This window comes from Streptomyces sp. NPDC051976 (assembly GCF_040680795.1).
GTDB lineage: Bacteria > Actinomycetota > Actinomycetes > Streptomycetales > Streptomycetaceae > Actinacidiphila.
Genome location: NZ_JBFAXL010000004.1, coordinates 238,172 through 254,494 on the forward strand (window position 1 = coordinate 238,172; position 16,323 = coordinate 254,494).

Annotated in this window: 15 protein-coding genes; 7 read left to right on the forward strand and 8 right to left on the reverse strand. The window is 74.7% G+C overall.

Annotated features, from left to right (window positions below; all coding sequences use genetic code 11):
* Positions 1-386 precede the first annotated feature (386 nt).
* The gene (locus AB0M29_RS06835; RefSeq protein ID WP_365379945.1) at positions 387-1,595 is read left to right on the forward strand and encodes an aminotransferase class I/II-fold pyridoxal phosphate-dependent enzyme; all 1,209 of its coding nucleotides are present in this window, start codon (positions 387-389) and stop codon (positions 1,593-1,595) included.
* A 397-nt stretch (positions 1,596-1,992) separates the two neighbouring features.
* Positions 1,993-3,063 (forward strand): MBL fold metallo-hydrolase, encoded by a 1,071-nt coding sequence (locus AB0M29_RS06840; protein WP_365379948.1) that lies wholly within the window; start codon positions 1,993-1,995, stop codon positions 3,061-3,063.
* Here AB0M29_RS06840 and AB0M29_RS06845 read toward each other — a convergent pair.
* Together AB0M29_RS06845 and AB0M29_RS06850 are read right to left on the reverse strand one after the other, a co-directional pair.
* A complete protein-coding gene (locus tag AB0M29_RS06845; protein ID WP_365379950.1) occupies positions 3,031-3,657 on the reverse strand; it encodes a VTT domain-containing protein in 627 nt (208 codons plus the stop codon). The genes AB0M29_RS06840 and AB0M29_RS06845 overlap by 33 nt on opposite strands.
* A complete protein-coding gene (locus AB0M29_RS06850; protein WP_365379952.1) occupies positions 3,654-4,445 on the reverse strand; it encodes an MBL fold metallo-hydrolase in 792 nt (263 codons plus the stop codon). The genes AB0M29_RS06845 and AB0M29_RS06850 overlap by 4 nt, the downstream gene beginning before the upstream one ends.
* Before the next feature lie 202 nt (positions 4,446-4,647).
* Between AB0M29_RS06850 and AB0M29_RS06855 the strand changes: the two genes are divergently transcribed.
* Positions 4,648-6,678, forward strand: a complete 2,031-nt coding sequence (locus AB0M29_RS06855) for an alkaline phosphatase family protein (protein ID WP_365380254.1) — start codon at positions 4,648-4,650, stop codon at positions 6,676-6,678.
* A gap of 61 nt (positions 6,679-6,739) precedes the next feature.
* On the opposite strand, the gene AB0M29_RS06860 is transcribed toward AB0M29_RS06855, so the two are convergent.
* Positions 6,740-7,507, reverse strand: coding sequence for a glucose 1-dehydrogenase (locus tag AB0M29_RS06860; RefSeq protein ID WP_365379956.1), 768 nt, complete (start codon positions 7,505-7,507; stop codon positions 6,740-6,742).
* A 112-nt stretch (positions 7,508-7,619) separates the two neighbouring features.
* Positions 7,620-8,201 carry a TetR family transcriptional regulator gene (locus AB0M29_RS06865; RefSeq protein WP_365379958.1) on the reverse strand — a complete coding sequence of 194 codons (582 nt, stop codon included), beginning with the start codon at positions 8,199-8,201 and terminating at the stop codon, positions 7,620-7,622.
* Between the two features lie 98 nt (positions 8,202-8,299).
* Between AB0M29_RS06865 and AB0M29_RS06870 the strand changes: the two genes are divergently transcribed.
* Positions 8,300-9,016 carry a Clp protease N-terminal domain-containing protein gene (locus AB0M29_RS06870; protein ID WP_365379961.1) on the forward strand — a complete coding sequence of 239 codons (717 nt, stop codon included), beginning with the start codon at positions 8,300-8,302 and terminating at the stop codon, positions 9,014-9,016.
* Between the two features lie 31 nt (positions 9,017-9,047).
* Here the strand turns inward: AB0M29_RS06870 and AB0M29_RS06875 are convergent, their stop codons facing one another.
* Both AB0M29_RS06875 and AB0M29_RS06880 read right to left on the reverse strand, forming a co-directional pair.
* On the reverse strand, positions 9,048-9,779 hold the full coding sequence (locus tag AB0M29_RS06875; RefSeq protein ID WP_365379963.1) for a class I SAM-dependent methyltransferase: 732 nt from the start codon (positions 9,777-9,779) through the stop codon (positions 9,048-9,050).
* A 111-nt stretch (positions 9,780-9,890) separates the two neighbouring features.
* Positions 9,891-10,718 carry an aldo/keto reductase gene (locus tag AB0M29_RS06880; RefSeq protein WP_365379966.1) on the reverse strand — a complete coding sequence of 276 codons (828 nt, stop codon included), beginning with the start codon at positions 10,716-10,718 and terminating at the stop codon, positions 9,891-9,893.
* 140 nt (positions 10,719-10,858) lie between these two features.
* Here AB0M29_RS06880 and AB0M29_RS06885 point away from each other — a divergent pair, with 140 nt between their 5' ends.
* Positions 10,859-11,527 (forward strand): SLATT domain-containing protein, encoded by a 669-nt coding sequence (locus AB0M29_RS06885; protein WP_365379969.1) that lies wholly within the window; start codon positions 10,859-10,861, stop codon positions 11,525-11,527.
* A 131-nt stretch (positions 11,528-11,658) separates the two neighbouring features.
* Here AB0M29_RS06885 and AB0M29_RS06890 read toward each other — a convergent pair whose 3' ends face one another.
* Positions 11,659-13,485: an AMP-dependent synthetase/ligase gene (locus AB0M29_RS06890; RefSeq protein WP_365379971.1), complete on the reverse strand. Its 1,827-nt coding sequence runs from the start codon at positions 13,483-13,485 to the stop codon at positions 11,659-11,661.
* Between the two features lie 302 nt (positions 13,486-13,787).
* Complete coding sequence (locus tag AB0M29_RS06895; protein ID WP_365379974.1) at positions 13,788-14,657, reverse strand: LysR substrate-binding domain-containing protein; 870 nt, start codon at positions 14,655-14,657, stop codon at positions 13,788-13,790.
* 94 nt (positions 14,658-14,751) lie between these two features.
* Here AB0M29_RS06895 and AB0M29_RS06900 point away from each other — a divergent pair, with 94 nt between their 5' ends.
* Together AB0M29_RS06900 and AB0M29_RS06905 are read left to right on the forward strand one after the other, a co-directional pair.
* A complete protein-coding gene (locus AB0M29_RS06900) occupies positions 14,752-15,837 on the forward strand; it encodes a bile acid:sodium symporter family protein (protein WP_365379977.1) in 1,086 nt (361 codons plus the stop codon).
* The gene (locus AB0M29_RS06905; protein WP_365379980.1) at positions 15,737-16,285 is read left to right on the forward strand and encodes a DinB family protein; all 549 of its coding nucleotides are present in this window, start codon (positions 15,737-15,739) and stop codon (positions 16,283-16,285) included. Before AB0M29_RS06900 ends, AB0M29_RS06905 begins: the two co-directional genes overlap by 101 nt.
* Positions 16,286-16,323 lie beyond the last annotated feature (38 nt).

A 16,323-nucleotide genomic window follows, 5' to 3' on the forward strand; every position in this document is an offset into this window, starting at 1 on the left:
CTCGCCGCCGGCGTCGGTCCGAGCCCCGAAGGGGCGCGGGGAACTGCGCGAGCGGCCACGACGGCGCCGCGGCCGGGATTCGCCGTAAGCAGTTGCGGTCGTGTCCGGGCTCCAGCCCGGTGGGGGCTGGCCGCGCAGTTCCCCGCGCCCCTTCGGGGCACTTCCGGTGTGGCCGGGGGCGCGTGGTCGGCCACGCGGTTCCCCGCGCCCCTTCGGGGCACTTCCGGTGTGGCCGGGGGCGCGTGGTCGGCCACGCGGTTCCCCGCGCCCCTTCGGGGCACTTCCGGTGTGACCGGGGGCGGGCGGATGCGGAGAGGGGGTGGTGGGGGCAAGGTGGGCGGCAGGGGGAACCCTCGGAGAGAACCTTTGGAGAGGGGAGGTGCCGGGTGCGACGGGATGTGCCGTACGGCATGAGGCCGGACGCGGGGCTGCCGGTGCCCCCGTACTGGGAGGCGAGTCTGGCGGGAGCGCCGGTGGGGGCGGACCCGCCCGGGGGCGGGGAGCGGCTGCTGGAGGCGGCGGGCGGGTACTGGGCCCGGCGCGGCCTGGAGAGCGACGCCGGGCATGTGCTCGCCGCGCCCGGCGCGGAACCGCTGCTGCTGGCGTTGCTCGCCGCGACCGGCGGCGACCTGGTGCTGGCCCGCCCGGCTGCGGCCTGGCAGGAGCCGGTCGCGCGGCTGCTGGGCCGCCCGACGCACAGTGTGCCGACGCCGCCGGAGGGCGGCGGGGTCCCCGACCCGTTCGCGCTGCTGGAGACGGTACGGCGGGCCCGCGCGGCGGGCGGCGACCCGCGCCTGCTGGTGGTCTCCGCGGCGGACGACCCGACCGGTACGGTCACGGCGCCCGAGCTGCTGCACGAGACGTGTGAGGCCGCCACGGAGGCGGGCCTGCTGATCGTCTCCGACGAGACCTTCGCCGACACGCTGCACCACCACGACACCGTGCTGCTCAGCCCTGCCGAGATGCTGCCGGACCACACGGTGGTGCTCACCGACCTCGGCGCGACGCTGGTGCCGGGCACGGTGCCCGCGGCCCTCGCCCGCTTCCCCGCCACCGCGCACGGCGCCGCCTGGCGGGGCCGCACCCTCGCGGTGCTGGCCGCACTGCGCGCGGTGCTGCTCGCGCCCGTGGCCTCGGCGGCGGCGTACGTCCTCACCGAACCCGCCGAGGTCACCGAGTGGATCGCCGCCGCGAACCGGCTGCACGCGCGTACCGCGGCCGCCGCGTACCGCGTGCTGACCGGGGCGGGCGCCACCTGCCGTCCGCCCGCCGCCGGGTTCCAGCTCTACCCGACGCTGCGCGCCCCGGGACTCGGCGCGGAGGCCCTGGAGGAGCGGCTGACCGCGCTCCTGGGCCGGCCGACGCCCGGCGGCCACCACTTCGGCGACGACCCCAACGAGCCGCGGGTACGCATCGACACCGGCGCCCTCCACGGCACCACCGAGGCCGAACGCCGCACCGCCCTCACCGCGGCCGACCCCCTCGCCGTCCCCCACGTCGCCGCCGCCCTCACCACCCTCGCCGACGCCCTGGCCACCCTCGCCCACCCCAGCGACGCCTCAGCGGAAACCGGCTCCCCCGCCCCGGGTTCCTGAGGCCGGACCGGGCCCCCCGGCCGTCCCACCGACGCCGCCCCCCCACCCGCACGCTTCCGGCGCGCCCCGCGCGGGGGCCGGTCCGCGGCACCCCGGGTCATTCCGCTGACCAGCCCGACGCCGCCCCGCGCGACCGCGGGCATCCCGCGCGCCCCGCGCTGTCCGTCCGCGGCGCCCGCCGCCGCACGCTTCCGCCCCGCGCCCCGCCGCCCCCCACGCCGTCCCCGAGCCGCCCCGCGCGCGGTGGGCGGATCGGGCGATGCCCGATCGCGCCGGGGCGGGGGCTGACTTACGTTGCGGGGAGTGCTTGTGGCAGGACTCCGGGTGGTCGGTCGGCGGGGGAGACCCCGGTGGGCGGGTGCTGGGGGTGGCCGTTCCCGCGGCGGATGGAGAGCTGATGACGGATCAGAGCGAGCGCGTCCTCGCCGCGCCCCGGCCCCTCGGCGAACGCCGACGGTGGCCGGGGTCGTTCGCGGACCGGCTGTCGGCGCCGCTGCCGGGGGTGCTGGACGTGCTGCGGGCGGTGCGGGAGCGCAGTGTGCGGCCGCCCGCCCACGCGCTGGCCCAGGTGGAGTCGCTGCCGGTCGCCCCCGGCCCGCTGCCGGACGCCGCGCCCGGCACGGTCGCCGTCACCTGGGCGGGCCACGCGAGCTGGGTGATCAGGATCGGCGGCCTGACCGTACTCACCGACCCCGTCTGGTCCCGCCGGATCCCCGGCACCCCGGCCCGCGTCACCCCGGTCGGCGTCCCCTGGGAACAGGTGCCGCCGGTCGACGCGGTGGTCATCAGCCACAACCACTACGACCACCTGGACGCCCCGACCCTCAAACGGCTGCCGCGCGACACCGCGCTCTTCGTCCCCGCGGGCCTGGCCGCCTGGTGCCGCCGCCGCGGGTTCACCCGGGTGACCGAACTCGACTGGTGGGAGGCGGCCGAGCTGGACGGGGTCAGGTTCGACTTCGTGCCCGCCCACCACTGGAGCCGCCGCGGCCTCACCGACACCTGCCGCTCGCTGTGGGGCGGCTGGGTGCTCGGCGACCGGTCGGGGCGACGGGTGTACTTCGCCGGGGACACCGGCTACGGGCACTGGTTCGGCGAGATCGGCCGCGCCCACCCGGGCATCGACCTGGCCCTGCTGCCGATCGGCGCCTACGCGCCGCGCTGGATGCTCAGCCCGGTGCACACCGACCCGGAGGAGGCGGTCCGGGCGTTCCTGGACCTGGGCGCCACCGCGATGGCCCCGATGCACTGGGCGACCTTCCTGCTCTCCAGCGAACCGCCGCTGGAACCCCTCACCCGGCTGCACGCGGCCTGGGCCGCCACCGGCCGCCCCCGCCACGACCTGTGGGACCTGCCGGTCGGCGGCTCCCGGGTGCTGGCCGGTGACCCGGCGCCCGACACCACGGCCGCCCGCGCCCTGAGCCGTTCCCCCGTACTAGGCGTCCTTCCGGAGATGGCGGACGATTGACGGTCCCGCGGCGATGGCGAAGGTGAGCCCGACGGCCAGCGCCACGCCCTGCCAGGGCTCGGGGAAGAGCGAACCGCCCAGGATGCCGATGAGCTGGTAGGCGGCCGCCCACGCCAGACAGGCCAGTACGTCGCCGCGGACGAACCGCCGCAGCGGCATCTCGGCCAGCAGGCACGCCACCATCACCGGGATACGGCCCGCGGGTATCAGCCGGGACAGCACCAGGACGGCGGCGCCGTGCTCGTCGAGCCTGCGCTGGGCGGTCTCCAGCGTCGTCGGGTCCACCCGGGCCTGCAGCCGGTGCAGCCAGCGCGAGCCGTTACGGGAGTGGACCCCGCGCAGGCCGAGCCAGTACAGGGTGACGTCACCGAGCAGCGCGGCGACCGAGGCCACCGCGAACACCACGGCGAGGGCGACCGGTTCGGTCTGGTGGAAGGCGACCACGGCGGCGCCGGAGACCAGCGCGCCGGTCGGCACGACGGGCACGAGGGCGCCCAGCGCCACCAGCAGGAAGAGTGTGGGGTATCCGATCGCCTGCTGGGTGCCCTCGGACGGCGGCGGGTTCGCGGCGGCCGACGCCAGGAACGCGATCACCCGGCGCTCTCCCGTCCGGCGTCCTCGACGACCACGCTCTGGCCGTGGTCGAGCCGGTGCACCGTGACATCGGGGGCGAGCCGGGCGGCGATGGTCGCGAACTCCTCGCCGGGGGAGTGGAATTCGTGCGGTCGTACCGCGTCCATCCCGATCGGCCAGTACGTGCCGTAGTGCACGGGGACGGCGGCCCGCGGCGCCAGCCGGGCGAGTGCCTGCGCGGCGCGGGAGGCGTCGAGGTGGCCGTGGCCCAGGAACGGCCCCCAGCCGCCGACCGGCAGCAGCGCGATGTCGCACTTCCCGACGGCGTCGGCCATCTCGTCGAACAGACCGGTGTCCCCGGCGAAGTAGGTCCGCGCGGAGCCCTCCACCACATAGCCGAGGGCGGGGGAGCGCTGCGGCCCGTACGGCAGCCGCCGCCCGTCGTGCGCGGCGGGCACGGCCCTGACCTTCACCCCGTCGACCGTGGTGGTGTCGCCCGCGGCGACCTCGACCACCCGCAGCCGCCCGCTCAGCCGCCGCAGTCCGGCGACCGCGGTGAGGCCGCCGCGCGGCACGAGGACCGTGGTGCCGGAGGCCAGCCGTGCCAGCGACGCGACATGGAGGTGGTCGGCGTGCAGATGCGACACCAGCACCACGTCGGCCGCGGCCGCGCTCGGCGGCGGCACCGCACCGCGCCGCCTGCGCAGATGGGCCAGCCGCCGGGCGAACAGCGGATCGGTGAGCACCCGTACCCCGGAGTCCCGCACGGTCACCGTGGCATGCCCCCACCACGTGATCTCCACCGCCACCGCGCACGTCCCTTCCCGACCGCCCGTACCGACTCCGAGCGTATGCCCTGTCCTCCGGCGGCCATGGCGCCGGCCGTGGACACCGGAACGGCCCTCGGCGGCCGTATGGCAGGGTGGAAGGGTGCCTCAGCCTGGAGTGAGTCGGGAACGAGCCGCAGGCCGGAGCGTGGTGCGGGCCGTGGGGCGGGTGCTGGCCGTCTGGATGGTGGCCACCGCGACACTGGCGCTGCTTGCCTGGCTGCTGCCCGACTTCCGTATCGAGTCGCCGAGCGGCGACAGCCCCACCCAGATCGCCGTGACCGCCGCCGTTGGCGCGGGCGCCTTCGGTGTGCTGAGCGCCCTGGTGTGGCCGCTGCTGGTACGGGCGTTGCTGCTGGTGCCCGCGTTGGTGCTGGGCGCGCTGGTGTTCTTCCTCAACGGCTCGCTGCTGCTGGTCGCGCTCCGCTTCACCCCCGACGGCCGCGGCGAGGTCACCCCCGCCACGGCCGTGGTGATCGCCGCGGTGATGTCGGCCGCCTCCTCCGCGACGAGCACCGCGCTCGCGGTACGGGACGACGCCGCGTACGGCCGCCGCCTCGCGCGGCTGGCGGGCCGCCGTCGCCGCCGTGCCGGTGAGCCGCCGCTGCCGACCACTCCGGGCACCGTCTTCCTCCAGCTCGACGGCGTCGGCCACGACGTGATGCGCGACGCCCTCACGTCCTCGCCGCCCGCGATGCCGACGCTCGCCGGATGGCTGGGCAGCACCCACCGGCTCACCCCGTGGCGCACCGACTGGAGCAGCCAGACCGGCGCCAGCCAGCTGGCGATCCTGCACGGCTCCAACCACGACGTGCCCGCCTTCCGCTGGTTCGAGAAGGAGACCGGCCAGGTCATGGTCTGCAACCGGCCCTCCAGCGCCGCCGAGCTGGAGCGCCGCGCGGTGGCCCGTACCGGCTGCCCGGGACTGCTCGCCGCGGACGGGGCCAGCCGCGGCAACCTGTTCAGCGGCGGCGCCGAGCAGTCGGCGCTGGTGATGTCGGTGGCGGCGCGCCGCGACAAGTTCAGCCGCTCCAGGTCCGGTTACTTCGCGTACTTCTCCGACCCGGCGAACGCGGTGCGCACCGCCTGGTCCTTCGTCGCGGAAGTGGGCCGCGAGATCATGGAGTCGACCGCGGCCCGGCTGCGCAGGGACCGGCCGCGGATCAAGCGCGGCGGCCTCTATCCGCTGTTGCGGGCGTTCGCCACCGTGGTGGAGCGGGATGTGGCGGTGGCCGCGGTGGTCGGCGACATGCTGGCCGGACGGACGGCCGTCTACGCGGACCTGGTCGCCTACGACGAGGTCGCCCACCACTCGGGCCCGGACAGCAGGGACGCCCGCAAGGTGCTGTCCCGGCTGGACCGCTCGGTGCGGCTGATCGCGGACGCCGCCCGGTACGCGCCGCGCCCGTACCGGATCGTGCTGCTGTCGGACCACGGGCAGAGCCCCGGTGAGACCTTCGAGGGCGCGTACGGCATCACCCTGCGCGAACTGGTGCGGACCGCCTGCGGGTTGGCGGAGACGGCACGGCAGGCCAGGCGCCGCGCGGCGGGCGGGGCCGAGGCGCGCGCCGCGGCCCGTACCGCGCTGCGCCGTCCCGAGCGGGGCAGGCGCGCGCCGGAGGAGGCCGAGTGCGGGGGCCCGCCGGAGCAGCCGGTGGTGCTCGCCTCCGGCAACCTGGGCCTGGTGACCTTCCCCGGTATCGAGGGGCGGGCCACCCTGGAGGAGATCGAGCAGCGCAGCCCCGGCCTGGTCGACGTCCTGGCCCGCCACCCGGGCATCGGCTTCGTGCTGGTCCGCAGCGCCGAGCGCGGCCCGCTGGTGCTCGGGCCCGAGGGGTCGGAGCACGAACTGGCCACCGGGCGGATCAAGGGCGACGACCCGCTCGCGCCGTTCGGCGAGGGCGCGGCGGCGGCGGTGCTGCGCGCCGACGGCTACGCCCACACCGCCGACCTGATGGTCAACTCGGCCTGCGACCCTGCCACCGGCGCGGTGCACGCCTTCGAGGAGCAGGCCGGTTCGCACGGTGGGCTCGGCGGCCCCCAGAGCCGCCCCTTCGTGCTGCACCCGGTCGAACTCCCCGCCCCCGACGTCCCCTTGGTGGGCGCGGAGGCCGTGCACCAGGTGCTGCACGGCTGGCTCGCGGCGGAGCGGCCGCGGCAGGCGGCGGTCCCCGCCCGCGCGACGGACACGGTCCCGGCAGCGGCGCCGCAGTGAGCCGGGCGGCCGCCGGGACCGGTGTGCCATCGCCCCCGGCGCCCCGGCGGCGGGCGTGCGTTCAGGCCGTGACGCCGCCGTCGACCACCAGGTCGGTGCCCACGGTGAAGGCCGCGGCGGGCGAGGCGAGGTAGAGCACGGCGGCGGCGATCTCGTCGACGCCGCCCGCGCGGCCCGCGGGGATCTGGGCGGCCAGGCGCGCCGCCTTGCCCTCGGGCGTCTCGCCCGGCCGGGTGGACATCGGGGTGTCGACCGCGCCGGGACTGACGGCGTTGATCCGTACGCCCTCGCCGATGTGGTCCAGGGCCGCGTTGCGGGTCAGGGCGCTGACGGCGGCCTTGGTCGCGGTGTACGCGCCCAGGCCCGCGAGCCTGCGGTGCGCGCCGATGTTGGAGGCGATGTTGACGATCGCGCCGCCGCCGTGTGCCCGCATATGGGCGATCTCGTGCTTCATCGACAGCCACAGGCCGGTGAGGTTGGTGTCGAGGACGCGGTGCCAGTCGTCCTCGCTGATGTCCGCGACTGGGGCGGGCGGGGTGAGGATGCCGACGTTGTTGACGGCGACGTCCAGCGCGCCGAGCCGGGCGGCGGCGGTCTCCACCAGCCGGGCCATGTCGGCGCCGCTGGTCACGTCGGCGGTGAGCGCGGCGGCCCCGGCGCCGCCCGCCGCCTCGATGAGCGCGACGGTCTCCTTCAAGGTGGCCTCGGTGCGCCCCGCCACCGCGACCCTGGCGCCCTCGCGGGCGAAGGCGAGCGCGACGGCCCGGCCGATGCCGCTGCCCGCTCCGGTGACGAGGACGGCGGTGCCGGTGAAGCGGTCCTGGGACATGAGAACTCCTCAATCCAATGAGAACGATCGATCCAAAAAGAGCACGTGCGAGGGCCGTGCCGACCCGTCAGACCGCGGCCGTGGCGAGCGGTCGGTCGCCGTGGCGGGCGGGTCAGTCGAGGAACGCCAGTGCCTGCGCCGCCGCGTCGCGCGCCCGGTCCGGGTCGCCACCCGCCTTGCCGACCACCCGCATGCCCTGGAGCAGCACCAGCAGCATCCGGGCCAGCAGCCGCGGGTCGCGGCCCTCGGGCAGCTCGCCCTGGGCGCGGGCCCGCAGCAGCGCGGAGGTCAGCCCGGCCTCCAGGTGGTCCCAGCTCGCCTCGACCTGGCGGGCGGCGGCGCGGTCGTGCGGGGCGAGTTCGACGGCGGTGTTGGTGACGAAGCAGCCGCGCCGCAGCTCGTCGCCGGCCGACTCCTCGGCGAATCTGTTCACCAGCGCGCGGACCGCGGGCAGCGCCGGGCCCGGCTGCGACAGCTCCTCCAGCAGCACCGGGTCGTACAGCCGCCCGTAGCGGCGCAGCGCCCGCAGATACAGCTCGTGCTTGCTGCCGAACGCGGCGTAGACGCTGGCCCGGCCGATGCCGAGATGAGCGACGAGGTCGGCCATCGAGGTCGCCTCGTAACCGCGCCGCCAGAACAGCTCCAGTGCGGCCTGCAGGGCGATCTCGGGGTCGAACTCCTTGGTCCTGGCCATGAGAAGGACACTAGATCCATCGAGAACGATCGGTCAAGAAAGAGCCAATCGTCAACCATCGGTTGACGCTGAGCGGATCGTCAACCTAACGTTGACGCATGAGCGAACACCCGGTACGACTCGACGACCTGATCGACTACGTCAAGGCCCAGGACCCCGACGGCGACCCGCTCGCGGAGCTGCAGCACGCCGTCGAGGTGGCCGGCCACATCGGTGAGGTGGCCGACCACCTCATCGGCCACTTCGTGGACCAGGCGCGCCGCGCGGGCGCCTCCTGGACCGACATCGGACAGCACATGGGAGTGAGCAAGCAGGCCGCGCAGAAACGCTTCGTGCCACGCGTCCCCGAAGGTCTGGAGACATCGGTGGAGGCGTCCTTCACCCGCTACACGCCCCGGGCCAGGAAGGCCGTCGCGGCCGCCCAGGAGGAGGCGAGGAAGGCCAAGCACGGCGCCGTGGAACCGCAGCACCTGGTGCTGGGCCTGCTGGACCAGCGCGAGACCCTGGCCGCCCGCGTCTTCGTCGACCTCGGCGCGGACGAGGGTGCCATCCGCGCCGCCGTCGCCACCGAGGGGACCGAGCGCAGGGCGCTCAAGGGGCACCTGCCGGTCGGACCCGCCACCAAGAAGACCCTGCAACTGGTGGTCCGCGAGGCACTGCGCCTCGGCCACAACTACATCGGCACCGAGCACATCCTGCTCGGCGTGCTCAGCGACGACCAGGACCCCTCGGCCCAGGCGCTGATCGCACTCGGCGTCACCCATGAGGCCGCGGAACGCTCGATCGTGGCCCAGCTGTCCCAGCTCACCGGGTGAGACCCGGCAGCCGCCGGGCACACCCGGGAGGTCAGCCCTCCTTGCGCAGCGCCAGCAGCCGGTACACCGGGTCCGCGCGCGGTATGTCCGCGTCGGGCAGCAGCGACAGCCGCCGTACGAGCGTGGCGGACTGCTCCTCGTCCAGCGTCAGCGCGGACGCGAAGTAGCCGCGGGCCACCTCCGTGGCCGCCCGGGAGGGCGTCATGCCCTGCCCGTGCCCGGTGAACCGTGCCTCGCCCGCCCGGCGCAGCCCGTGCTCGGAGGCCACGGCCAGCACGCGCGGCGCCGCGTCGTACGCCCGGTGCACCCGGAAGGGCGCCAGCAGCTCGTCCACGTCGCTGTTCATGTCGTGGCTCAGGTCCTTGTCCACGGTGGTCACGAACACGCCACCGGGCTTCAGTACCCGCGCGCACTCCGCGACCACCGCGGGTGCGTCCGGCAGCAGGTGCAGCAGCCACACCGCGCTCACCGCGTCCAGCGAGGCGTCGGCGAACGGCAGCCGGTGGCAGTTGCCGAGGACGATCAGGGACTCCAGCCGTCGGGCCGCGACCCGCGCCATCGCCTCCGACGCGTCGACGCCGAACACCCGCAGTCCGGGGCGGGTCAGCCGCTCGCTGACCAGCCCGGTCCCGCATCCCACGTCCAGCAGTGTGCGGGCCCGGTCGGGCACCAGCGCGAGCACGGCACGCGCCGCGGAGGAGGCCCGCGGTACGCCGCCGCGAGTGGCGTCGTAGCGCGCCGCCTCCACGTCGTAGTCCAGCATGTGGGACATGCTAAGGGTCCCGGGTGAACATCAGTTCACCCGGGACCTTGCGGCCCGGTAACACCCTGGGGCGGTGGAGACGACTGGGGCGGAAGGGGCGGTGACTGCCTGTCAGCCGAAGGTGTCCGGATCCGGACCGTGCCGGGTGCCGTCGTCCAGCGCGGCCAGTGCCGCCATGTCCTCGGCGGACAGCTCGAAGCCGAAGACGTCCAGATTCTCCCGGATCCGGGACGGCGTCACCGACTTGGGGATGACCACGTTGCCCAGCTGCAGGTGCCAGCGCAGCACCACCTGCGCCGGGGTGCGCTCCAGGCGCCGCGCGATCGCGCCGATCACCGGGTCGTCCAGCAGGCCCTTGCCCTGGCCCAGCGGCGACCACGCCTCGGTGGCGATGCCGTGCTCGGCGTGCAGCGCGCGCAGCGCGGCCTGCGGGAGCTGCGGGTGCAGCTCGATCTGGTTGACCGCGGGCACCACGGTCCCCTCGGCGAACAGCCGCTCCAGGTGCGAGGCGTGGAAATTGGACACGCCGATCGCCCGCGCCCGCCCGTCGGCGGCGATCTTCTCCAGCGCGCGCCAGGTGTCCGTATACGTTCCGCGGGCCGGCTGCGGCCAGTGGATCAGGTACAGGTCGACGTGGTCGAGGCCCAGCTTGGCCAGGGAGGTGTCGAAGGCGCGCAGCGTCCTGTCGTACCCCTGGTCGTTGTTCCACACCTTGGTGGTGACGAACAGCTCCTCGCGCGGCAGGCCCGAGGCGGCCAGCGCCTTGCCGGTGCCCGCCTCGTTGGCGTAGAGCGCCGCGGTGTCGATGCTGCGGTACCCGGCCTCCAGGGCGGTCGTGACCGCGGCGGTCGCCTCGGCGTCGGGCACCTGCCAGACGCCGAAACCGAGCTGCGGCATGGTGACGCCGTTGTTGAGGGTGATGTGCGGGACCTGGCTCAAGGCGATGGATCCTTTGTGCGTACGTGTATCCATGGACCTCCGTACAACCGGAGCGCCGATCAGCGCATTCCCGGGGCCGTAATGGCGTCCAGCCGATAACCTCACTGGTCACGGACGTGGCGCGAGGGGAGCGGGGGCCGATGGCAGGCGCGGAGGGCGGCACACGGCCCGGCGGGGGCACCCGGCCGGGCGCGGGGCCGCGGGGCAGGGATCTGGGCGGGCGGCCGTTCCCCGTCCTCACCGCCGCCGACCCGCAGGGGCAGCGCGAGTCGCTGGCCCGGCTGCGGGAGTGGGCCGAGCAGGAGGCCCAGGACGCCATCGACTGGTATCTGCGCAACAAGCGCCGCAACCGGATCGGCTCGCGCCTCATGCAGAGCCTGGCCATCGCGCTCGCCGTCGCGGGCACCGCGGTGCCGCTGGCCACCGCCGCGAGCGGCGGTTCGGGGCAGGGCTGGGGCTATGTGCTGCTGGCCGGGGCCGCCGGGTGCAAGGCGTTCGACCACTTCTTCGGCCTGTCCGCGAGCTGGATGCGGAACATCGCCGTCGCCCAGACCCTGCGCGGCGAGCTGGACGCGGTCCGGCTGGAATGGGCCGCCGACGTCCTGCGCGCCGGTCCCGGCGGGGCCGCCGCCAGCACCGCGGGTCCGCTCGACCCGGCCGAGGTGGAGCGCCAGCTGGCCCTGATCACCCGGCTCGTCGACGCCGTCCGCGGCCAGGTCGAGAGCGAGATGGCCGTCTGGCGCGCGGAGTTCGCCTCCCGCACCAGAGAACTCCACGACCAGGACGCGAGCCCGGCCGCAGAGCGCTGAGCTGGCCGGGATCACGGGCGAGCTGCCCGCAGAGCGGTGAAGCCGCCGGGCGTCGGGCCGCGGAGCCCTGGGCCGCCGAGCGTCGGCCGCGGGCGTCGGGCCGCCGAGTCCCGGGCGTTGAGCCACCCCGCCTACGGCGCGTACAGCGCCTCGATCTCGCCCGCGTATGTCTTCTCGATCGCCCGCCGCTTCAGCTTCAGGGACGGGGTCAGGGTGCCGCGTTCCTCGGTGAACTGCGAGGCCAGTATGCGGAAGGTGCGGATCGACTCGGCCTGGGAGACCAGCGTGTTGGCGGCCACGACCGCCCGCCGGATCTCCGTCTCCAGATCCGGGTCACGCACCAGCTCCGCGGGGGACATCAGCGGCTTGCCCCGCATGCTGAGCCAGTGGCTGACCGCGTCCGGGTCGAGGGTGACCAGCGCCGCGATGAACGGCCGGTTGTTGCCGACCGCCACGCACTGCGCGACCAGCGGATGGGCCCGCACCCGCTCCTCCAGGGCGATCGGCGAGACGCTCTTGCCGCCGCTGGTCACCAGGATCTCCTTCTTTCGCCCGGTGATCGTCAGATAGCCGTCCTCGTCCAGCGCCCCGATGTCGCCGGTGGCCAGCCAGCCGTCGCGCAGCACCTCATGGGTGGCCTTGGCGTTGTTCAGATACCCCTGGAAGACCTGGCCGCCGCTGATCCAGATCTCGCCGTCCTCGGCGATCAGCACGGTCGTACCCGGCACCGGCTGGCCGACGGTGCCGAAGCGGGTCTGCTCCGGCGGGTTGGCGGTCGCGGCGGCGGTGGTCTCGGTGAGGCCGTAGCCCTCGTAGATCGTGACGCCCGCGCCGCAGAAGAACAGGCCCAGCCGCCGTGCCATGGCCGAGCCGCCGGAGATGCCGTGCCTGACCCGGCCGCCGAGCGCGGCGCGCACCTTGCTGTAGACCAGCTTGTCGTAGAGCTGGTGCTGCATCCGCAGGCTGGCCCCGGGGCCGGGACCGGTGCCGAACGCCTTCGCCTCCACCGCCTCCGCGTGCCGCACCGCGATGTCGACCGCCTTGTCGAACGGGGCGAGCTTCCCGCCGGCCTCGGCCTTGCGGCGCGCGGCCTGGAAGACCTTCTCGAAGACGTACGGCACGGCCAGCACGAAGGTCGGCCGGAAGGCGGCGAGGCTGGGGATCAGGTCGGAGGCCGCCATGCTCGGCTGGTGCCCGAGCCGGATCCGGTGCCGGATGCAGGCCACCTCCACCATGCGGCCGAAGACATGGGCCAGCGGCAGGAAGAGCAGCGTGGACGGCTCCTCGCCCTGCTTGTTGGTGAAGACCGGCTCCCAGCGGGCGACCACGTTGTCGGCCTCCGCCATGAAGTTGGCGTGGCTCAGGACGCAGCCCTTGGGGCGCCCGGTGGTGCCCGAGGTGTAGATGACCGTCGCCGTCGCGTCCGGGGTGACCGCCAGCCGGTGCCGCTCCACGACCTCGTCGGCGATCAGGCTCCCGGCCTGGGCCAGTTCCTCGACGCAGTCCGCGTCGAGCTGCCACAGCCGGGTCAGATGGGGCAGTTCGTCGACGGCCGCGCCGATCGTCATCGCGTGGTCCTCGTGCTCCACGATCGCCGCGACCGCGCCGGAGTCGTGCAGCATCCACCGCACCTGCTCGGAGGACGACGTCGGGTAGATCGGCACCGACTGGGCGCCGATCGCCCAGATCGCGAAGTCGAGAAGCGTCCACTCGTAGCGGGTACGGGACATGATCGCGACCCGGTCGCCGAACCGGACGCCCTCCGCCAGCAGTCCCTTGGCCACGGCGAGGACCTGGTCGCGGAATTCCGCCGCGGTCACGTCCCGCCATTCGCCGTCCGCCAGGGCATGGCTGAGCGCCACCTGGTCGGGGGCCTGCAGCGCGTTGCTGAAGACGGCGTCCGCCAGACCTCCGGCCTGCGGTGACGTGGCCAGCAGGGGGACGGTGAACTCACGCAACGGGTGCTCTCCTCGGACCGCTCTCTGCGGGCCCGTAAGGTACCCGATCCACAGGAAGAGCGGGAGGGGCCTCGGCAGGGCAGCGATATCGGACGTCTGTGCTGGTGGGGCGGCGGTTCCTGTGTGCCGCAAGGGTGCCGGGGTGTTCGGCCCTCCGGCGGGCGCCGGAGGCGGAACCTTGATCTCCACTAAATCTGCCCCGAGCGGTCACTCACACTCCACTGCCTCAGCTGTCCCTCAGGTCACCGCCGTCGCGGGGAACGTCACGGGGGAACGGAGTCCCGACCCCGCCGGTGAGGCCGCTACGGCAGCGGTCGGTGCAGCCGGTCGCCGCCCCCGAGGATCGCGTCGGCCAGTGCGTCGGCGGCCTCCTGGGCCACGCCGTGCCGCCGCCCGTGGAGCAGGACGAAGTCCACCCCGCCCAGCTCCGGCAGCCCGGATCGGGCCGGCAGCCGTACCAGCCCCGCGGGCACCAGCCCCTGGGCGTGGGCCATCACACCGAGCCCGGCGCGGGCCGCCGCCACCAGACCGCTCAGTGAGGCGCTGGTGCACGCCACCCGCCAGGCCCGGCCGTGCCGCTCCAGGACGTCGAGGGCGCGGGCCCGGGTGATGCCCGGCGGCGGGAAGGCGATCAGCGGCACCGGGCGGTCCGGGTCGAGCCGCAGCCGCTCGCTGCCGATCCACACCAGTTTGTCCCGCCACACCAGTTGCCCCGGGCCGTCGGGCCCGTACCGCTTGGCCAGGCACAGGTCGAGCCGTCCGGCGTCGAGCAGCTGGTGCAGATTGCCGGACAGCTCGACCGTCAGCTCCAGGTCGACCTCGGGGTGCTCGCGGCGGAAGCCCGCCAGGATCTCCGGCAGCCGGGTCAGCACGAAGTCCTCGGAGACGCCGAAGCGCAGCCGCCCGCGCAGCCGGGTGCCGGTGAAGAACCCGGCGGCCCGCTCGTTGGCCTCCAGGATGGTCCGGGCGAAGCCGAGCATCGCCTCGCCGTCCTCCGTGAGGTCCACGCCGTGGGTGTCGCGGGCGAACAGCCGGCAGCCCGCCGCCTCCTCCAGCCGCCGCACGTGCTGGCTCACCGTCGACTGCCGCAGCCCCAGCCGGTGCGCGGCCTGGGTGAAGCTCAGCGTCTGGGCGACCGCGAGGAAGGTACGCAACTGCACCGGCTCGAACATGGGTCCAGCGTAGCCTTGGTTATCGCGTTCCGTGATGGCAGTGAGTACGGCAAGCGGGCTTCCCGATCGCCGGGCGCCCGGCCATGCTGGAACGGTGCCGCGTACCGCCCCGCTCTCCCGTCTCCGCGTCGACCCGTACATCGTGGCGCTGCTCGCCACCGTGGCGGTCGCCGCGCTGCTGCCCGCGACCGGCGGCGCCGCGCACGCCGCGAGTGACGCCTCGGACGCCGCCGTCGCCCTGCTGTTCTTCCTGTACGGCGCCCGGCTGTCCACCCGCGAGGCGCTCGACGGCCTGCGGCACTGGCGGCTGCACGGCACGGTGCTCGCCGCCACCTTCGCCGTCTTCCCGCTGCTCGGCCTCGCCGCCCGCGGCCTGGTCCCGTACGTCATCGCCCCGCAGCTCTACCCCGGCTTCCTCTTCCTGTGCCTGCTGCCGTCCACCATCCAGTCGGCGATCGCCTTCACCTCGCTGGCCCGCGGCAACGTGGCGGCCGCGATCTGCGCGGGCTCCTTCTCCAGCCTCGCCGGGATCGTGCTCACGCCGCTGCTGGCCGCCCTGCTGATCGGCGGCGGCCCGGGCGTCAGCGGCCACTCCGTCCTCGGCATCGCGCTGCACCTCCTCGCGCCCTTCCTGGCCGGGCAGTTCCTGCGCCGCTGGATCGGCGGCCTCCTGACCCGGCACCGCAAGGCCCTCGGCTACGTCGACCGCGGCTCGATCCTGCTCGTCGTCTACACCGCCTTCAGCGCGGGCATGGCCGAGGGCATCTGGCACCAGGTCCCCGCCTTCCGCCTCCTCGAACTCCTCGCCGCCGAGGCCCTCCTCCTCGCCGCGATGCTCACCCTCACCGGCTACGGTGCCCGCGTCCTCGGCTTCTCCCGCGCCGACCGCGTCACCATCGTCTTCGCCGGCTCCAAGAAGTCCCTGGCGGCCGGCCTCCCCATGGCCACCGTCCTCTTCGGCCCCAGCGCCGGCCTCGCCGTCCTGCCCCTGATGCTCTTCCACCAGATGCAGCTCATGGTCTGCGCGGTGATCGCCAAACGCTGGGCGGCCGACGAGGACCGGACAGTAGCGTGGGGTCATGACGGACATGGCACAGAGCAGCGGCACGACGCCGATCGCCGACCCGGCGAGCCCGGGCGGGCGGGGGGACCTTCGGCCGCCGGGGCTCGACGCGGATGAGCGGACCACGCTGCTGACCTTTCTCGACTACCTGCGCGAGTGCGTGGCGGCGAAGGCGGAGGGCGTGCCCGACGACGCGGGCAGGGCGGCCGGTGTGCCGTCGGGGACGAGCCTGCTCGGCCTGGTCAAGCACCTGACGGCCGTCGAGTCCAACTGGTTCGAGTGGGCCTACGCGGGCTCCGGGCTGCCGCTGTGCGACGACGAGGCGCGGCCCGGGCCCGAGGAGAGCGGCGCGGAGCTCGTCGCCGCCTACCGCGCCGCGATCGTACGGGCCAACGCCGTCATCACCGCCTGCGACGACCTCGACCGCCCCGGCGCCCGCTCGCTGCGCGAGACCGCCCCGCCGTCCATGCGCTGGCTGCTGGTCCACATGATCGAGGAGACCGCCCGGCACGCCGGTCACGCCGACATCCTGCGCGAGCTGTACGACGGGTCCACCGGGCGCTGAGCGCTTCCGGGCACCCCTCCGGCGAGGCGATGTCACAT

Coding starts and splice junctions, on each gene's coding strand:
- AB0M29_RS06895 (WP_365379974.1), bottom strand. CDS start 14,657: ATGTTCGAGCCGGTGCAGTTGCGTACCTTCCTCGCGGTCGCCCAGACG.
- AB0M29_RS06885 (WP_365379969.1), top strand. CDS start 10,859: ATGGCAGGCGCGGAGGGCGGCACACGGCCCGGCGGGGGCACCCGGCCG.
- AB0M29_RS06875 (WP_365379963.1), bottom strand. CDS start 9,779: ATGCTGGACTACGACGTGGAGGCGGCGCGCTACGACGCCACTCGCGGC.
- AB0M29_RS06865 (WP_365379958.1), bottom strand. CDS start 8,201: ATGGCCAGGACCAAGGAGTTCGACCCCGAGATCGCCCTGCAGGCCGCA.
- AB0M29_RS06840 (WP_365379948.1), top strand. CDS start 1,993: ATGACGGATCAGAGCGAGCGCGTCCTCGCCGCGCCCCGGCCCCTCGGC.
- AB0M29_RS06855 (WP_365380254.1), top strand. CDS start 4,648: ATGGTGGCCACCGCGACACTGGCGCTGCTTGCCTGGCTGCTGCCCGAC.
- AB0M29_RS06905 (WP_365379980.1), top strand. CDS start 15,737: ATGACGGACATGGCACAGAGCAGCGGCACGACGCCGATCGCCGACCCG.
- AB0M29_RS06860 (WP_365379956.1), bottom strand. CDS start 7,507: ATGTCCCAGGACCGCTTCACCGGCACCGCCGTCCTCGTCACCGGAGCG.
- AB0M29_RS06870 (WP_365379961.1), top strand. CDS start 8,300: ATGAGCGAACACCCGGTACGACTCGACGACCTGATCGACTACGTCAAG.